A 16,700-nucleotide genomic window follows, 5' to 3' on the forward strand; every position below is an offset into this window, starting at 1 on the left:
CCTAAATTATTACCCATATCTCCTTATTCGTGCTCGATAAACGCTCAATATTAAATAACTCAACCTCCGCAACTAAACTAAGTTTCCACCTACACAGTCGAGGATGCGAAATCATTGTTTAGGTGCGAACGTTGAGTTAATTATGAATCTATATATATCAGAATTCTATTCTACGCTTGAAGCTGTGTAAGAATTTGCGGGTCCTTGATCTTCTGATCCTCGGCCAACAACACAACTTTGGATAGAATCTCAGCTGTTCTTGGGTCCTCGTCCAGAAACGGCAGGAAGATGCGTCCACGATGCTGCGAATGCACCGGGATAATATGCAGTGCTCCCTTCGCTTGCTTGTAGACACCCCCGCTTCCCAGATGCACAGCATATTCGCCAAGAGTCCCATCTACACGTGCATAATTCCCATCCAAGCGTACATTGCTAATTTTCAGCAGGCGAAGTGATTCCTGCACAATAACCCTACGCATTTCAATGGTCGTCAGACTGGCCTCTGGATCAACGCCACCTACATGGGCAACACTGACGACCAGATCCACGTCCCGCATAACTTCGGAGAACAGAACAGGAGGAACTTCGTCCAACGGTACGCTCTTATACGTTGTCCGATCAAAGAACTGCACTGTCTCCAGTGTAGGAGCCTCGGTATCCGCTGGTGAGAACCAGTCCGCCATAGCATACAGGTTCGCAATCAGATTCTCAGCATAGTACACCTTCTGAAGTCCGTCCTCATAGCTGACTGTCCATTGGCGACCTTTCAATAGGGATACCGTTTTATTCGGCTGTACCTGGTGTCCTGCATATCGACGGGAAACGGTCGCATTTGCACGTTCATCAGCATTCAGCAAGTACAGCTCACGGAACACCTGCTTAAATGGCTGGCGTATCTGGCGGTCGAATAAGTCCTTCTGGAATTCGCTCCAACGACCACTTTCGAACAAATGAAGGGGATGGGCAATAATCAGCTTATCCTCTTCTCCTATAGTATGCTGTTCAGCAAAAGGAGCCGTCAATACCAACGTTTCCTCATTAAAATATCCGAGGTGATCATCAGCCTTGAAAACCAGTGTCCGCACCAATGGAGCAAGCACAGGATTACCCAGTAATCCTCTCAATTCCTTCACCATAAAGGTCGTACCAGACTCCATAGAGCGTTCCAATTCTTTGCGAGCTCTGCGGTACTGATCCACTAGATCTCCTTTAAGCTCCTTCAGCGACGTAACATACTCATCCTTCTTGAAACGAGCCGGAATGGATTTCAGCGTCTTGCCTTTGCTGACAATTTCAATATCTGCCGCTCCTTCAGTATCAATGATGAGCTGCACCGTTGTAGCCTCGTCCAAAGCATGTGGCTCAAAATAAGACCGAAGATCATCCAGCTTACGAGCTTCCATATCCCATACGAGACGGGTTACGTCATCATAGCCTGCGTTACGTGCCAAATTCCCGAGCGCAATCCGTGAAACGAGTCCCTCACTGGCCTTACGCTGTGCGCCGAATTTTTTGCTTTGTTCCAGAAACCTCTGGATAAAATCATAACGTTCGCGTATATCTGGTTCAGGCGGCTGAGCAAGTGGAATCAGACTGTAGGTCAGCAAATGGTCTTTGTTTCGCTTGTCCTCCACTGATTTTTCCATTTCACTCCGTTTGAGCTTACCCAGCGTCGCATCTGCAAACAACTGGGATCGACGATGATTGGCTCCAGCCGAAATATACTTGGCACAATCGTACAGCAGGTCAAAACGTTCCTCGCCCAACGTCTCATAGGCCTTATGAAACCAGTGAATATCGAAGGCACCATCATTAAAATCTTGTGGAGCAATCGGCGAGTAATGAGCTACAATCGTTTCCTTCTCGGCCGAAAAACCTTCATTGATATGCGCATGGAAATACCATGCCGCACTGCGAAGCCCTTCCCAACCGAGATAGTCTGCTACAATCTCAATCCACTGCGGGGCATACATAGCCGCCTCCAGCAGACGTTTATCCGTAATTTTAGTGTTTTTCAGCTTTTCCTTGAGCAACGTGGCATCCTCACCATCACTCGGATAACATGCCTTGAGCAAGTGGCTGAACGATTCCTTTTTGGTAATACGATCACCGTAGCCGTATACATAACCACGCACAAACGTTTCCTTGTCGAGACCCTCCAGAATACGGATGAAATAATCCATACCTTCAAATTGGCTCAAGCCCATAACCTTTGGCGTAGCCTCGGTAGGCAAATCGCCTCGAACCAATTCAACCTCTAGCAGTCGATCAATAACCGTACGACGTATCTCCAAAAATTCTGGTTTGCTAGAAATCCATGTATTGCGGGCATTGGTTAAGGAACTCATATGTCTTCTGCTTTCACTACCAGCCAGCAGCTCCCGATACACTTCACCTACACCAATCAACCCTTTTTCATATGCTTTGAAGTAATCCTCCAGATCCAGCGGAGAATAAAAACGATTTTCCGCTCCTGGCAGTTCTGCGTAGTTCACAAAGGTATGCAAAAAGCGCTTAAAGGACTCATCATCATGGACCTGCCCCTTCTCCAGTGCCACCCACGGGCCAGACAATAGATGGAGCATTCCCATATCCTCTTCAGGTCTGTCCTTAGGCATGCCTTGCATTAGTGAATTTAAAGCAAGGTCAATTACGTCAAACGTTTGGTCACCGGATGTGTCCATAAAATAAGCATTAACTAATGTGCTTACCTGATCGGAATAGGTCAGCTCTTCCATCCACTTCTGTACCTCGTTAATGCGATCCAAAGGGTACATTTGCTCAGCGAAATCTTTACGCCATCCTTCCAGCAGCTTGTGCTTGCTTTGTTCTGAATAGTCCATGTTAAAAGAAAAGTATCGATAATAGCGATCCAGCGTTCGGTCCATAGACTCTAATCGGTCATAAAAAACAAGCTCCAGCAGTTCACGCGCTTCCATGCCGCTTTCCTGCAAATAACGGTCCCACTCCTCATAGAGAGGATATAAAGACAGTCTGGAATCTACTTCTTCATCGATCTGAACCAGCCGTAGAGGGCGAAGGTTCGTCCCAATAAGCAATGTATCTTTGTAGCCCGAATAATACTCCGCAGTATATTCCACATCACGATGATGATGAACAAGCTCATCCAGTCCACTCAAGAACTGCTTGAGCTTCTCCAATGGACTAACAAAAACATCGGCCAATCGAAAATCACCCAGATCAACTTTCTCTTCCAACCAAGCTTCCTTGACATTCGGATCGTACAGTCCAAAACCGTTAGCCCCTGTATAAGCATCCTCCTGTCCCAGCTTGGACAGCAGTTGCTCCTCTTTGGCTGTAGGTTGCTGAATGATATCCGCCAAAGTCCGCAGGCTTTCATACTGTTCGGCACGATCCGGGTCTGCATATATCTTCGTCAATACTTCCAGTCCACCCAATCGTTGCAGCTCCGCCTTAGCACGCAGCAAGCGTTCCAATGAGCCAGCGAGCGGCTCTTCCGATTGTGAGAGCAACACACCAATGACACTTTGGCGCAATGATCCCGTCTTGAGCTTTAATAAGGCTTCCATTTGTTGCATTTCTGGTTCCGACAGCGTCAGCTTACGCGCCTTGGCCACAGCGAACTCACGGATACTCATACTTTTGTCAGACAAACTGGAAAAAATAAAATCACGTTGTACCGCATCCTCAGGTTTTTGCACAAAATGGTTCAACAGTTCGCCACGCAGATTAGGGCTAATCTGTTCCTTTAAGGCTATGATTTCCCCAATCCAGGAAGCATCCATATCATAACCAGCGAGATACAGCATTTTTTGAATAGGTGCATCTGAGCGGTGATACAGATTAACAAAATCCAGCACCTTGGAGGGCTCGGTGGACTCACCCTTTTTCATATGTACAAACAGGTTATGAAGTCGTTCAAAATCCTTACGCCGCTCCTCTTTGCTCTCCAGCAAAGGAGTACGCACCACTTTAACGATCCGATCCGCGACCGTCCCGCCTTCTACCCATTCATAAAAATAATTGCTTGTATAGTTCGTCAGTATCCAATATTGAAGCTCTTGGTCCGTTTCATCCAGATATTCTCTCGCAATTCCGAGGCGCACATCCTTGTTGTCACTGTTAGACAGTACATACAGTGCTACGATCTTCTGGTAAGTTGCTCCTTGTTCCATGAGTTTTCGAACCTGTCCATACAAATCACGTTCCTCATGTACTGCCGTAGCCCACAAACTCATATAAACTTCATTAGCATTTGAGCTGGTCAGCCATTCCTGGCGCAGTTCACTACGAGTCAATGCTTCATATGCCTGCTCGATCAGTTGGCGAACGACCCGCTGATTGGCGGATTCCAAGCCCATTCCCGTCCATACTGCAAGCGCCCGCACCACCGAACTGTAACGAATGAAGCCTTGGTCGATGATTACCTTCAACAGATATATTAGAGCCACCGGGGTTCCTTCATCCATTTGTTCCACGATACTTTGGCGCAATCCCTCCTGGAGTTTGGCGGCTGCCAAGAGCTCGCCGATCATGCGATAATTCTCCTCCTGATGACTCAGGAGCATGCCTTTAATCATATTGCGCGTAAGTAACGCCGCCTGATTATCTCCATAAATAATAGCTTTTAACGCCTCAAGCACCTGTGAATTACCGTGATCCAGCTCATAAGCAATCCAGTCACCAATCGTTTCCTGAATCCGGTAATCTCTGCCTGGTTCATAATCCTTTTTTGTTAAATAATCCATTACGGAGAACCCCATACAGTCCATTCGGATCAACTGCACCATTTTTTTATAAACCCGGGAAGTATGGGCCGTAATATCCGAAGTGCGAAACGGTTTTCGCGCATACCCTGTGCTGTATGGATATTCAGTCACATGCTCCGTTAGATGTGCGAATACGTCGCCTGTTGTTTGTCCAATTAGAGCATGTAATACCTCTGTCAGTGGCTTAAACAGTGACTCTCCGCTTTCTGTCGCCCGTTCTTTTAATATTCGCTGACATTCGTTAAAAGGCTCCTCGTTCTCCTGTATGTAATGAAGCTTACCCAGTTCCACAACATACTGAGCCAACTCCTGTTGTGGTCCATCCAGTTGCGCCGCGCGCTCCTTCAGTGTGGTGAAATATTCTTGCTCATTGTTCTCTTGATGCATGTTTCATTTCCCCCTCTACCATAGGCCTCCAGCCAGCATTGTGAAGCGTATAAATACAATCTCATTCCCATCCTTAAGTGACAAAGGAGTATCGAGTTCAATAGTTTCCTCGTCACATACAAAAACTCTGTATAAACCATCTTCAAATGCCTGCATCGCCGTGTTCACGGCATCCTTCATATCCAGGACACCATCATTATATATGGAACCGAATCCTACTTTGCCTATCTCGCCTTGTGCCTGTACTTCTTCTCCCGTAAGGAACGGAATCAGCGCGACACTCTCCTGCTTTTCCCGCAGCTTTTGAACATTCAGAGCAACGGTTGCAGTAATCAAATCTCGCAATGTTTCTGGAGCAGGACTCAGCTCTATTTCCTGTCGTGCGAGTGCGGGCTTGCGCTTCCCCAGACTTTTTACAGTTACAAACAGCTTCATGTCGTTCCCCTTCCTTTTTATTCACGCTTTTGGCCCGTTGTCAGCTGAATTTTTTGACCCATATAAAAACACCGTTAACGAAATCGAAATCGAATGTTTGTTCGTATTTTTATTTTAATATGTTCCTTATCATTACTCCATCGCCCTTTATGACCAAAATTCGCAGCGGTGCAACACCCTAAAACCTTAAAAAATAAGACTTTATACCCTGTTTTCGATAATTCCTTTCCATATTAAGGATGAAAAAAAGACCTGCACAAGGGAGATCCTCTGCTCTTCACAGACTTCCTTCCATTATACAGGTCGTATTTCATCATAAAACGATGTTTCAACTTACTTATTTATTTAAAATGCTGGAACAACGCTATCCTTGTAATTGTCCTCAAAAAATTTACGTACTTCCGGTCCAGTCATTCGCTTTGCCAGCTTTTGAATAGCATCGGAATCTGCATTATCCTTACGCGCTACCAGATTAATGGCAAAGTGCGTATCGTCTTTTTCAGTAATCAGCGCGTCCTTCTTCGGTGTCAGACCGAGCGGCTTGGCATATGCGGGATACATGGCAGCCATGTCCACATCATCCAGTGACCGCGCCAGCATCAACAAATCCACTTCTTTAAACACAAATTTTTTCTTATTTTCAATAATATCAGCCTGTGTAGCATTATAGCCTACGCCTTCTTTAAGCTTGATCAAACCGTTTTGCTCCATCATTACTAAAGAACGTCCAGTATTGGCCGGGTCATTGGCAATGGCAATAGTCGCACCTTCCGGCAGGTCTTTAACGTTCTTGTATTTTTTAGAGTACGCGCCGTAAATGGCGTTGTAAATAGGTTTTATCGCCACCAAATCAGACTTGTTGCTTTCATTATATTGTTGCATAAAAGGAGCATGCTGAAAGAAGTTAGCATCTACTTCCCGGCTTGCCAATGCGTTGTTCGGTTGGATATTGTCTGAAAGCACGACGATTTCCAGATTGACTCCGTCCTGTTTAAGCAGCGGCTTCACGATATCCAGCACATCTGTCATCGGTGGGATTAGCGTTGCTACTTTCAAGGTCACTTCTTTTTGGGAATTTGCTTCTTTAGACTGTGTTTCTGGAGCAGCCTGCTTTTGACCACCGCATCCGGCAACCAGTAGCATAACGACAGCAAATAGTGTAAGTAATTTCAAGTTCGTTTTCATGTTGTTTTTCCGACTCATTTGATGAGGAACCTCCAAGTAAATTGTGATTAGGAAGATAAAAAATGAGTTACAGTGGGAGCCGCAGCCGCTTCACGTGCAGATTGTTCTTCTGATCGCTGTTGAAATGGGATTCTCTCTGATTTGTAACACAATTTATAGGTTAGAATCCCATTTCAAAGGCGAACACTGACGCTTCTCCAGAACAATTCTGCCCGCTCCGCTTTTGAGGTACTGTAAAGTCATTTTTATTTCCCATAGTGAGTTGTGCAATTGTTAATGAAGAGATTCATTAACCTCTTACCGCTTGTCGATCCGGCGGGATATGGTGCTTCCGGTGAACTGGATCGTTTGTACGAAAATAATCATGACAACGATGGTGAACGCCATCAAGCCTGTTTCAAAACGCTGGTAACCGTAGCGGATGGCAAAATCGCCTACCCCGCCGCCGCCCACAATGCCCATCACCGTGGAGTAGGAGATGAAGCTAATGGTGGACGTGGTCAAACCCAGTACAAGCCCGGAACGAGCCTCCACGTACAGAAATTTAAAAATAAGCTGGAGGGTGGATGCCCCCATAGAAGTAGCGGCTTCAATTACACCCTTGGGCACCTCGAGCAATGATTGCTCCACCAGCCTCGAATAATAGGCGATGGCCACCACTGACAAGGGAACCGTTGCAGCCATCGTGCCCAGCGCCGTCCCTACGACCAGACGTGTAAATGGAATCATAAACACGACGAGCAGCAAAAACGGGAATGAGCGGATAACATTGACCACACTGTTCAATAGGGTGAACAGCAGTCGATTTTCATATTTTTGCCCTTTACCACACAAATACAAAATCGTTCCTACCGGAAGCCCTAACAGTACAGCTGCTGCGATAGAAATCCCCACCATGATAAACGTCTCTCCGATGGCTTTCCATATCTCAGACTGATATTGCGCAATGATGCTCAGCATTTCATTCATCAGCTTCACCTGCTCCCGCTGTTGAACCTACCGCGGTGTCAGCTACACGCTGCGTTGAAAGTAGCTGCCCATCTCGCATTTCTGATACACGGGTACAAATATTGCGTACCACATCCATATCGTGCGTTACGATTACAATGGTAACTCCCAGTTCACGGTTGATCTCCCGTAACACGCCCAAAATATCCGCGGTCGTCTGCGGATCAAGCGCCGAGGTTGGCTCATCACACAGCAGCACCGCAGGTCGATTCGCCAGCGCTCTGGCTATCGCCACACGTTGCTTTTGGCCTCCGCTCAGTTGTGCCGGATACTGTTCTGCTTTATCAGCTAAACCGACGAATTGCAGGCATTCGCGCACACGTTCCGCTCTCTCTTTTTTCGCGACACCTGCCAGTTCTAACGGCATTGCCACATTTCCACTGACCGTCCGATTGTGAACAAGATGATAATGCTGAAAAATCATCCCTATGGATCGCCGCGCTTCTCGGAGACGTTTTTCCGGCATGCGGGTCAGATCTTCCCCGTTTACAACCACGTTTCCCTCATCCGGCCTTTCCAATACATTCATCAACCGGAGCAACGTAGACTTGCCGGCACCGCTGGCACCTATGATACCGTGAATTTCCCCCTCCTCCACTTGAAGGGACACGGATTGAACCGCATGAAATTGGCCGCTTGAGGTGGTATAATGCTTGCTTACCTGATGCAGCGTAATCATGAAACTTGGCCTCCTGATGATCCATTTCTGCGGGAAAATTTAATAAGCCCGCCAGCCCGGGCGGGTCTGTACGAGCCGTCAATTCCCATTGCATTAATATACCACAGAGCAGAAAACGGGCAAAGCATTTTGACAACAATTAACGTACATCCCATACCCCTACATAAGGAAAGCGGATACCGAGTCCCCAAGCCAGCGTAAGCATCACCACAAAATAGAAAACAAATAAAATATCTACAGCCGAATAGCCAATCGCATAATAATACGTGCGCTTGGTTTCATTAGCAAAACCCTTGGCTTCCATAGCAATAGCAATGCGCTGCGCACGCCGGATACTTTGAGCGAGCAGCGGAATCGCATATCTGCGGAGTGTGGCATACATATTCCATTTGGACACATGCTGATGTAAGCCTCGAATGCGGTGTGCTTGTCTCAATGCCTGGAAATCCTCCACCATCATGGGCATTAACCGCATGGCTGCCAAGAAGCTGTACGCATACTTCGGAGGGAGCCTCCATTGCTGCATCAGTGAATAAAAAAGGTCCACCGGACGAGTCGTTAAACCAAACAGCAACCCTACCGCAGCCATACTCAGCGCACGAAAGCCCAGATGCATGCCTCGGTAAAAGCTTTCCTGCGTCACATGGATCAAGCCCCATGACCACCAGGTCGTCACCCCTTTGCCGAACATCATCATGCCCGTTGAAGTTGAAATAAACACCAATATAAAGGGAGATCCGTACAGCAGCAGCCTCTTCCATGGATGGCCTGACCAGATAAGCAGCAACAGCATAGAACACGCAACATTAAACATGACATTCGGATCATGAATGACTATAACGACCACAAACAGTATGGAAAACATAACGAGCTTTAAGCCCGGATTCACGCGATGCAGCCATGTTTTATGATGGGGAAAGGACAGGTTCATACTGTAGTTCCCCTTTCTGAATCCGCCATATATTGGTACAATATCGACGGACAATTTCCGGGTCATGCGTGACCATCACAATGGCCGTGCCTGCTGCTCTCAGCTGCTCCAACATATCCAGCATGACAAAGGTATTACGCGCATCCTGACCAAAAGTCGGCTCATCCAGCAGCAGCACTTCCGGCTCACGAATCATGGCCGTAGCAATACTCAACCGTCTTTTTTGGCCTAACGAAAGCTGATACGGATGACGCTCGTCCAGCCGCTCCAATCCGAACTGTACGAGCATCCGATCCACCCGCTCCCGGCACTGCTCAGCACTAAACAAGCTCTTCGGTAACGAATACTCTAGTTCCTTTCGTACGGTATGCGCTACGAATTGCAGCTCGGGATTTTGAAATGCGAACCCGATACGCTCTGCCAGTTGTTCCGTACTGCCTGCCTCAATTCCGCGCACGCTATAGCGTCCCTGTGTGCGAAGTAAGCGCATCATGGAGAGCAGCAGCGAGCTTTTGCCAGCCCCGTTTTCACCGACCACGCCAATCCAGTCACCAGGCTTCACCTGCGCATGCTCCACATAAATCACTGAACTTAAACCGCGGAGACCACTAAAATGTTTCAGCTCCAGCAAATCAATCTCCGTACCATTCCCCGTACCATTCTGCTGTGTCACTGATTCACTCCAACGCGGCGAAGACGATTCATTCCATACTCCCGGGTACCACACGCCATACTCAGACAATGCCTGCCGATGCACATGAAATACTTCTTCTGCCCTTCCATCCGCAATGATCTCCCCTTGAGCAGAAAGCACCACAATCCGATCCACATCATGGACGATTTCATTAATTTTATGCTCTACGATCACCAGTGTCTGGTCTACCGAAATATTGCGAATGGTATCCCACACCTGTGTGGTGCCTTCCTCGTCCAACAAAGCCGTCGGCTCATCCAGAAAAAGCACTTCTGGCTCCATAGCCAGCACAGACGCAATCGCCAGACGCTGCTTCATTCCCTGTGACATGTTGCCAATGGGCATATGTATATCATCCGTCGATAGACCAACCTGTATCAGCAGCTCGCGAATACGGGATTGCATCTGTTCCCGGGGAACCTGATTATTTTCCAACACAAAAGCCAGTTCCTCGTCTGCATATGACATACAGAACTGCGTATCAGGATCTTGAAATACAATACCTGAGACACTTGGGATTACAGCAGCATCGCATTTCATGGGCACTTCTATCGTGCGTGGAATCAGACCGCTTAACACTTGGAGCAGTGTTGATTTACCGCATCCACTCGGTCCCAGTAGCAGCAGCTTTTCCCCCTTGTGGACAGACAAAGACATATTGTGAAAAAGCAGCTCTTGCTCACCAGGGAATTTCAACCGTAGACGAGTGATCGAAGCCACCACATCTTCGGTTGCCCGGCTCATCAATCCAGCCCCTTATAATCTTGTTCCGTTGCAGGTCTCAAACTTCGTGTAACTCCGGTTACCTCCAATGCCTTAGCCAGATAGAACGCGAATACCCCGGCAATCACAATACTGCCAATCATCCGAAATCCAATATACAAAACATAGTTCCAGGTCGATAGCTGATCAATATACCCGTAACTGAAGTCTAAAATCAGAGAAGTGACAGCCGCCCCAGCCGCAGCAAGCGAAGCAACCCATAGGTTTGCGTTCCGATACAGAAAAGCCGCAAAAAACAGCTCCGCTCCCAAGCCTTGCAGCAGGCCATAGTACAAGGTGGACATGCCCCATTCGCTTCCCAAAAAAGCGCTGACCGTTGCCGCTGCCACCTCTGCCAAAATGGCAACACCCGGCTTGCGAATGATGAGATAAGCAAACGTGCCTGCCATAAACCACATGCCATACATCAGTTGCTCGGCATGTAGACCAAATGGTTTCATCAAATCATAGGCAGGTCCCCATATTTTGTAGACCAACCCGAACACAACAGATATCACAATCGTGACCAAAATATCAGTCAGCTTCAACCCTTTGGACGCTCTTACAGCAGTATTCATTATTGCGTGCTCCCCTTTTTCCTTATAATTGGCCTCTTGGCCATAAAAAAAGCTTGTCTGGAGCTGAATCTCCAGGCAAGCTTTATGCGCAGTAAAAGGTGAAGCACCATACAAAACATCATTCGTCGATATGCCTTATATAACCAGTAGTCTAAGCTACTACACTGATACCAAGCCAAAGTCAGGGTCAAGGTAAAATGCTAGGACATACATTGAATCTATCGACAACCGCAAAACAAGCGGCATTCCTGTATAGTGTTCTTGGTTTCTCTACGCTGGCATTACCCAGATCAGATTTTACGGTCAGTGGCAAGGGCCACCCTCTCAGCCTGACTTTCTCAAGCTCCCGACAATGCTCTTTTAATTCACTATAATATATACCACATCTATGGCTTTGACAATCCTATAATCCGAAGAAACGTTTGGCTGTCTCCGTCGTCGCGATTTCGATCTCCATCATGCTTCGACCTGTACATTCGGCAACCGTAGCAGCAATATGAGCGAGATACACGGGCTCATTACGCCCTTCTTTGGGCTTCACGGGCAAATTACGCGGGGTCAAAAATGGAGCATCCGTTTCAATCATCAGACGGTCCAAGGGAATATCTCTGACCAGTTCACGCAGATGTTTGCCACGCCGTTCGTCGCAAATCCAGCCGGTGATCCCGATATACAGTCCCATTTCTACATACGTATGCAATTCCTGTTCAGTGCCAGTAAAACAATGCACTACCGCTTTATCCACAAGCCCTTGATACTCCCGAAGCATAGCGACAAGGTCCTCATGTGCATCTCGTTCATGCAGAAATAACGGCATATTCAGCTCACCCGCCAGTTGGATTTGCTCGCCAAACCATCGACGCTGCACATCACGTGGCGAAAAATCACGGTTATAGTCCAATCCGCATTCCCCTATGGATACAACCTGCGGCTGACCCGCCAACTGGCGGAGCTGCTGAATCGTGTCTGCGTTGCAGTCTTTGGCATCATGGGGATGCACGCCAGCTGTCGCATACAGCTTGCCCGGATAACGTGCTGCATACTGAGAAGCCTCCCGACTGCTGCGGACACTGGTCCCGGTAATAATCAGCGGTGAAATCCCTACAGCCGCGGCTCTCTCCACCACCTGTTCCCGATCTGCATGAAACGAACGGTGCATCAAGTTCACACCAATATCAATTAACGGTGTACCCCTTTCCATCTCAATCCCTCCTTCGCAAACTACAATCTCGGATCAATCGGCTCCGATTCCAGCGATAGCGCGGCAAGGACGCATTCATGAATACGATCTACCGTATCCTTGCGGACAAAACGTTCCACGCCTTCCATACCAAGCGCTCCTTCCATCAGGGCATGACGCTCCTTTTTGTTCGTTCGACGCTGCTTCAGACGCTTTAAATTCTCAGAGGCAAGATAATCCATACCGTAAATGATGTGCAAATACTTGCGGCCTCTCACCTTGATTGCAGGCTGAATCATCTTGTCCCGATTTTTCATCAAAAAGCGTTCCGGTTTGATCACAATCCCCTCATGACCATCCTCTGTCATCTCGTTCCACCAGCGAATGACCTCTTCCTCGCTTGCTTCGTCCGTGATCACGCGATACTCTGTCTCCATAAACAGGGAAGACAGCCCAGCCAGCTCCCGGTTTTGCTCCATATGCCAAATATGAGAATGGTCGAAAAAAGTCTTTCCGCTGTGTGCCAGCGTATGGAACGGTGCGATACGAATTTTATCCAGACCGTCCACATCCCAGCAATATTTTTGAAAAGCCTCTTGAAACGTTACAGCATTCGCGTACTTCTGTTCCATTTCCTCCAACCAGTCTCCAACCTCTCGGCCTGCAACCTCTGCCTGCTTCAGCTTGTCTACCAGCTTACTGCGATCCAGCAGAGCTGCTTCCCCCACATGGGCATACTGTGCAGCAATCAGTTCCCGAGCCTTGAGATTCCACGGTACAATTTCCGCATCCAGCAACACAAAATCCGTCTGGTTCCGTTCAAAATATCCAGCAGTCCGTAGATCCACATTTAGCTTTTCCAGCACTTGCTTCCCAAGGCTTTGTTCAAAGAAAGCTCTCCCGCTCCGACTGTAGATCGTGCCCAATGTCGGGTAGCCTACATATTGAACAGCAGCCTGTTCGTTTTTGAATAATAGCAAAATAGCCCGGCTACCCATATGTTTTTTCTCGGCCACCATCGTTTGTACTCCTTGCCCACGATAATAAGCCAGCGCCTCACGTGGATGCTCCAGATATCCTGCCTCTGCAGACACCGTTGGAGCAGGACTCATCGTCGGTGGAATATATACCAGTTCCTCCATGGGTACAGTTACATGTGACACGGTATCTATAGCGGATTTGATCCATTCTCCTTGTACGCGCACTTCGCCATACGATTCCGTCAGCACACTGTAACCAGCGATGAGCTTGCGTAAATTCGGCGGGGAAAACCGTTTTCTCTGCCACCGGACAAGTGGGCTATCGGGATCATTCGCATAGTTCTCATGTGCCGGAACGCTGACAAATTCCTTTTCCGGATAACGATAAGCGGTCAGCATACCGCCAAATACCACACCCTGATCAATATTCACCGTCTGATTCACAAGGGTAGGCTGCGGTCTCGGATCATGTCCCCATACTACTATTTCTCCCGATTCATGGTCTACGAACCAATCCTTGCGGATCGGTTTTCCGTTCGCATCCTGTCCTTCCGTATCTCCATAGCGGCAATAATCAGCAATACGTGCCGACTGTTTTCCAATAAAATGATCCTTAATCCCGGCATGAGCCACGACCACGTGTCGCAATCCATTTCTGCCAAAAATAAGATGAGAGGGTGCATGTAGCAGAAAATCCCTCAACTCACTTCTAAGCTGTTCCGCCGCTACCTTGCCCGCTTTTTGTTCATACTGGGTCAGTTCCTCTGCAAATCGTTCATCCCCATGACTGAGAGTCACCTTTCTTCCATCGAGATAACGGCCGATTTTCCAGCCATGATTGCTGTCAATCATATACGCTAGTCCGGCATCCACGTGCTTTTTCCAGAACTGCACCGCTTGTAACGATTCTGGGCCACGGCTCATTACGTCCCCGACAGATACCAGTCTTCTGCCATCTGGATGATGGTATAGTCCTTCCGTATCTTCCGTATATCCTAGCTGCTCTATCACTTCCAGCATCTCACGGTAGCACCCATGGATATCACCAATGATGTCAATACCTGAGCCTATCTCATGAAATAGTGGCTGTGCACGGCGGACAAAATTCATTTCTTCTATATCCTTAAGGATATAGCAAGCGTTAAAGCCTTCCTCACGGATACCACGCAGGTTCCGCTTTAACAGCTGTGCCTGCTGCTTGACCCGTTGGCGGCCACGCGGATGCTCCCTGCCTAAATCCCGTTCCAGCAGCACAGCTTCGGGTACATCCAGTACCCAGGCCATCACAGGAACATGCGCCTTGGCTGCCAGCTGTACATATTTTTGACGGTCCTCAGCATACAAATGGGTGGCATCCACAACCGTCAGTTTATTCAAGCGACAGCGCATAGCCAGAATCGTATCCATCGCCTCAAACGCCTTGGCTGACATTTGCTGATACTCATAGAACAGTACGTCCGATTCCAGCCTTGGAAGTCCACTCCAGTCTATAAATTCCGTATCTCCGACCAGCTTGCGAAAATGATCCGAGGATACCACTTCTGTCTCCAGTAGAATCCCTTCACTCACCAGCCTGTCCAATAATGTGGTTTTGCCACTGTTGGAGGCCCCAACCAACACAACCAGTCCAGCATGCGGTAAATGAATCGTACGTTTGGATGAATTGCTCATGCTTCCTTCTGCTCCTTTCTGCGCGTAAATATAGCCATTTGGGTCGGTTGTCCAAAGCCTTCGACCTCTTCTCCGATCCCCTTCAGCGCTACCGAATAAGGAGCTTCCGCAATCCACTGCTCACATCGTTCCTGAAACTCGCTTCTACTCCATTCAAAACGATGATCGCCATGCCGCAGCTCTTGCTGATTCATACGATACACTTCATTATATTCACGATTGGGAGTCGTCACGATCAGCACGCCCGGCTGATACTCCGTCACAATCGTCTTCATCACCCGGTTCAGACGATGCTCATCCACGTGCTCAATGACCTCACATAGAATCATCACATCTTTGCCCCGCAATTGTTCATCATAATAAAAAAGAGAGCCCATCATGGGTGTAGGGCTGATCGCGTCAGCATGCCTTTCCAGCTTGGCAAAACGCTCCATGGCTCTCACTTGTGCATACGCAGACGGCTCGACAGCCCAAATCTCTTCAATGCCCGTCATTCGGGCCAGCCGAGCCGATAGCTTCCCTTCCCCTGAACCAAAATCTACGATTTTCTGTCTTCGAGGCAGCTTGCGAATCACATCCATAATGGCTTGATATCGCAGTTCATTCAGCCGTACAGTAGGCTGCTGCTTCCCTTCCTCCTGTGGCTGCTCTTGCTGTTGAACCTGTTCATGCTTATCCTTTTGAGCTTGGACAGTATCCTTTTCAATGTATTTTTTTGTACCTGTTGTTTCAGCAGAATCAGATTGCTCAAATTGCTCAATCAGATTGGTAAAACGAAGCGTGCGTCGAATGATCAGCTCGCGTAGTGGATGCTCTGGTAGCCAGCCTTCTCCGTAACGTCTCAGCTTGTCAAACTCTTCTTCACTAATATAGTAGTGCTTATAATTATCCAGCACCGGAATCAACAGCAATAACTGACGCAACGCATACTGCACTGTCTGATGACCACTTAATGTGACATATCTGACGGTGCTTCGATTTTTCAGCTGAAAAGAATAGTCCGCTTCCCCTCGTTCTATAGCCACTTGATAACCCAGCGGAGCAAATAGTCCTTCCACCACAGAATCCGGCAAATCCGAAGCAACGGGCCCAAACGATAACTCCAGCGCAAAAGGGTGCGTCACCCATCCTACATAGTCTTCCTTGGGTTTGCCGTTCAGGGCCGTGCCAAGCGAGCCACGAATATAAGTGCAAAATAAGCTGCTGGTTACAAACTCCCGGTCATTAATATATTGTGTAATGTCATAGCTGTCTGGACTGTTTTTGACCAAATCAATCGAATCTGGCGAAGCCTGAATGACGATTTCAGCCTCTTCCTCGGTAAAAACGGTGTACACCATGCGTACACGTGCGCCTTTTTCTGTGCGATCATACGTATTGTAAGGATTCTTAGCAAGCAAATGCGAAATCATCCCTGCATGGGTTCCAGTTGCTTTTAGCGTGATGTGCATACTCCACT

Annotated in this window: 11 protein-coding genes and 1 riboswitch; all 11 genes read right to left on the reverse strand. The window is 47.9% G+C overall.

Annotated elements, in window-relative coordinates:
• Positions 1-170 precede the first annotated feature (170 nt).
• Complete coding sequence (locus tag ACL9RM_RS19335) at positions 171-5,138, reverse strand: DUF4132 domain-containing protein (RefSeq protein WP_414126445.1); 4,968 nt, start codon at positions 5,136-5,138, stop codon at positions 171-173.
• Positions 5,139-5,153: 15 nt separating this feature from the next.
• Entirely contained in the window at positions 5,154-5,573 is a 420-nt protein-coding gene (locus ACL9RM_RS19340; protein WP_250267521.1) for a hypothetical protein, read from the reverse strand.
• A 345-nt stretch (positions 5,574-5,918) separates the two neighbouring features.
• Entirely contained in the window at positions 5,919-6,776 is an 858-nt protein-coding gene (locus ACL9RM_RS19345; protein WP_061830605.1) for a MetQ/NlpA family ABC transporter substrate-binding protein, read from the reverse strand.
• Positions 6,777-7,055: 279 nt separating this feature from the next.
• Positions 7,056-7,727 (reverse strand): methionine ABC transporter permease, encoded by a 672-nt coding sequence (locus tag ACL9RM_RS19350; RefSeq protein WP_061830607.1) that lies wholly within the window; start codon positions 7,725-7,727, stop codon positions 7,056-7,058.
• On the reverse strand, positions 7,720-8,445 hold the full coding sequence (locus ACL9RM_RS19355) for a methionine ABC transporter ATP-binding protein (protein ID WP_013308946.1): 726 nt from the start codon (positions 8,443-8,445) through the stop codon (positions 7,720-7,722). Before ACL9RM_RS19355 ends, ACL9RM_RS19350 begins: the two co-directional genes overlap by 8 nt.
• Positions 8,446-8,584: 139 nt before the next feature.
• The gene (locus ACL9RM_RS19360) at positions 8,585-9,376 is read right to left on the reverse strand and encodes an energy-coupling factor transporter transmembrane component T family protein (RefSeq protein ID WP_250267520.1); all 792 of its coding nucleotides are present in this window, start codon (positions 9,374-9,376) and stop codon (positions 8,585-8,587) included.
• On the reverse strand, positions 9,351-10,814 hold the full coding sequence (locus ACL9RM_RS19365; RefSeq protein ID WP_250267519.1) for an ABC transporter ATP-binding protein: 1,464 nt from the start codon (positions 10,812-10,814) through the stop codon (positions 9,351-9,353). Before ACL9RM_RS19365 ends, ACL9RM_RS19360 begins: the two co-directional genes overlap by 26 nt.
• Positions 10,814-11,410: an ECF transporter S component gene (locus tag ACL9RM_RS19370; protein ID WP_061830613.1), complete on the reverse strand. Its 597-nt coding sequence runs from the start codon at positions 11,408-11,410 to the stop codon at positions 10,814-10,816. Before ACL9RM_RS19370 ends, ACL9RM_RS19365 begins: the two co-directional genes overlap by 1 nt.
• A 249-nt stretch (positions 11,411-11,659) precedes the next feature.
• Positions 11,660-11,769, reverse strand: a riboswitch (TPP riboswitch).
• Positions 11,770-11,813: 44 nt separating this feature from the next.
• Positions 11,814-12,611, reverse strand: a complete 798-nt coding sequence (locus ACL9RM_RS19375) for a TatD family hydrolase (RefSeq protein WP_250259307.1) — start codon at positions 12,609-12,611, stop codon at positions 11,814-11,816.
• Positions 12,612-12,631: 20 nt separating this feature from the next.
• The gene (locus ACL9RM_RS19380; RefSeq protein WP_250267518.1) at positions 12,632-15,241 is read right to left on the reverse strand and encodes a polynucleotide kinase-phosphatase; all 2,610 of its coding nucleotides are present in this window, start codon (positions 15,239-15,241) and stop codon (positions 12,632-12,634) included.
• Entirely contained in the window at positions 15,238-16,692 is a 1,455-nt protein-coding gene (locus ACL9RM_RS19385; RefSeq protein ID WP_250267517.1) for a 3' terminal RNA ribose 2'-O-methyltransferase Hen1, read from the reverse strand. The genes ACL9RM_RS19380 and ACL9RM_RS19385 overlap by 4 nt, the downstream gene beginning before the upstream one ends.
• Positions 16,693-16,700: the final 8 nt, after the last annotated feature.

It is taken from the genome of Paenibacillus sp. S29 (assembly GCF_049319765.1).
GTDB classification, from domain to species: domain Bacteria; phylum Bacillota; class Bacilli; order Paenibacillales; family Paenibacillaceae; genus Paenibacillus; species Paenibacillus polymyxa_B.

Coding starts and splice junctions, on each gene's coding strand:
- ACL9RM_RS19335 (WP_414126445.1), bottom strand. CDS start 5,138: ATGCATCAAGAGAACAATGAGCAAGAATATTTCACCACACTGAAGGAG.
- ACL9RM_RS19340 (WP_250267521.1), bottom strand. CDS start 5,573: ATGAAGCTGTTTGTAACTGTAAAAAGTCTGGGGAAGCGCAAGCCCGCA.
- ACL9RM_RS19345 (WP_061830605.1), bottom strand. CDS start 6,776: ATGAGTCGGAAAAACAACATGAAAACGAACTTGAAATTACTTACACTA.
- ACL9RM_RS19350 (WP_061830607.1), bottom strand. CDS start 7,727: ATGAATGAAATGCTGAGCATCATTGCGCAATATCAGTCTGAGATATGG.
- ACL9RM_RS19355 (WP_013308946.1), bottom strand. CDS start 8,445: ATGATTACGCTGCATCAGGTAAGCAAGCATTATACCACCTCAAGCGGC.
- ACL9RM_RS19360 (WP_250267520.1), bottom strand. CDS start 9,376: ATGAACCTGTCCTTTCCCCATCATAAAACATGGCTGCATCGCGTGAAT.
- ACL9RM_RS19365 (WP_250267519.1), bottom strand. CDS start 10,814: ATGAGCCGGGCAACCGAAGATGTGGTGGCTTCGATCACTCGTCTACGG.
- ACL9RM_RS19370 (WP_061830613.1), bottom strand. CDS start 11,410: ATGAATACTGCTGTAAGAGCGTCCAAAGGGTTGAAGCTGACTGATATT.
- ACL9RM_RS19375 (WP_250259307.1), bottom strand. CDS start 12,611: ATGGAAAGGGGTACACCGTTAATTGATATTGGTGTGAACTTGATGCAC.
- ACL9RM_RS19380 (WP_250267518.1), bottom strand. CDS start 15,241: ATGAGCAATTCATCCAAACGTACGATTCATTTACCGCATGCTGGACTG.
- ACL9RM_RS19385 (WP_250267517.1), bottom strand. CDS start 16,692: ATGCACATCACGCTAAAAGCAACTGGAACCCATGCAGGGATGATTTCG.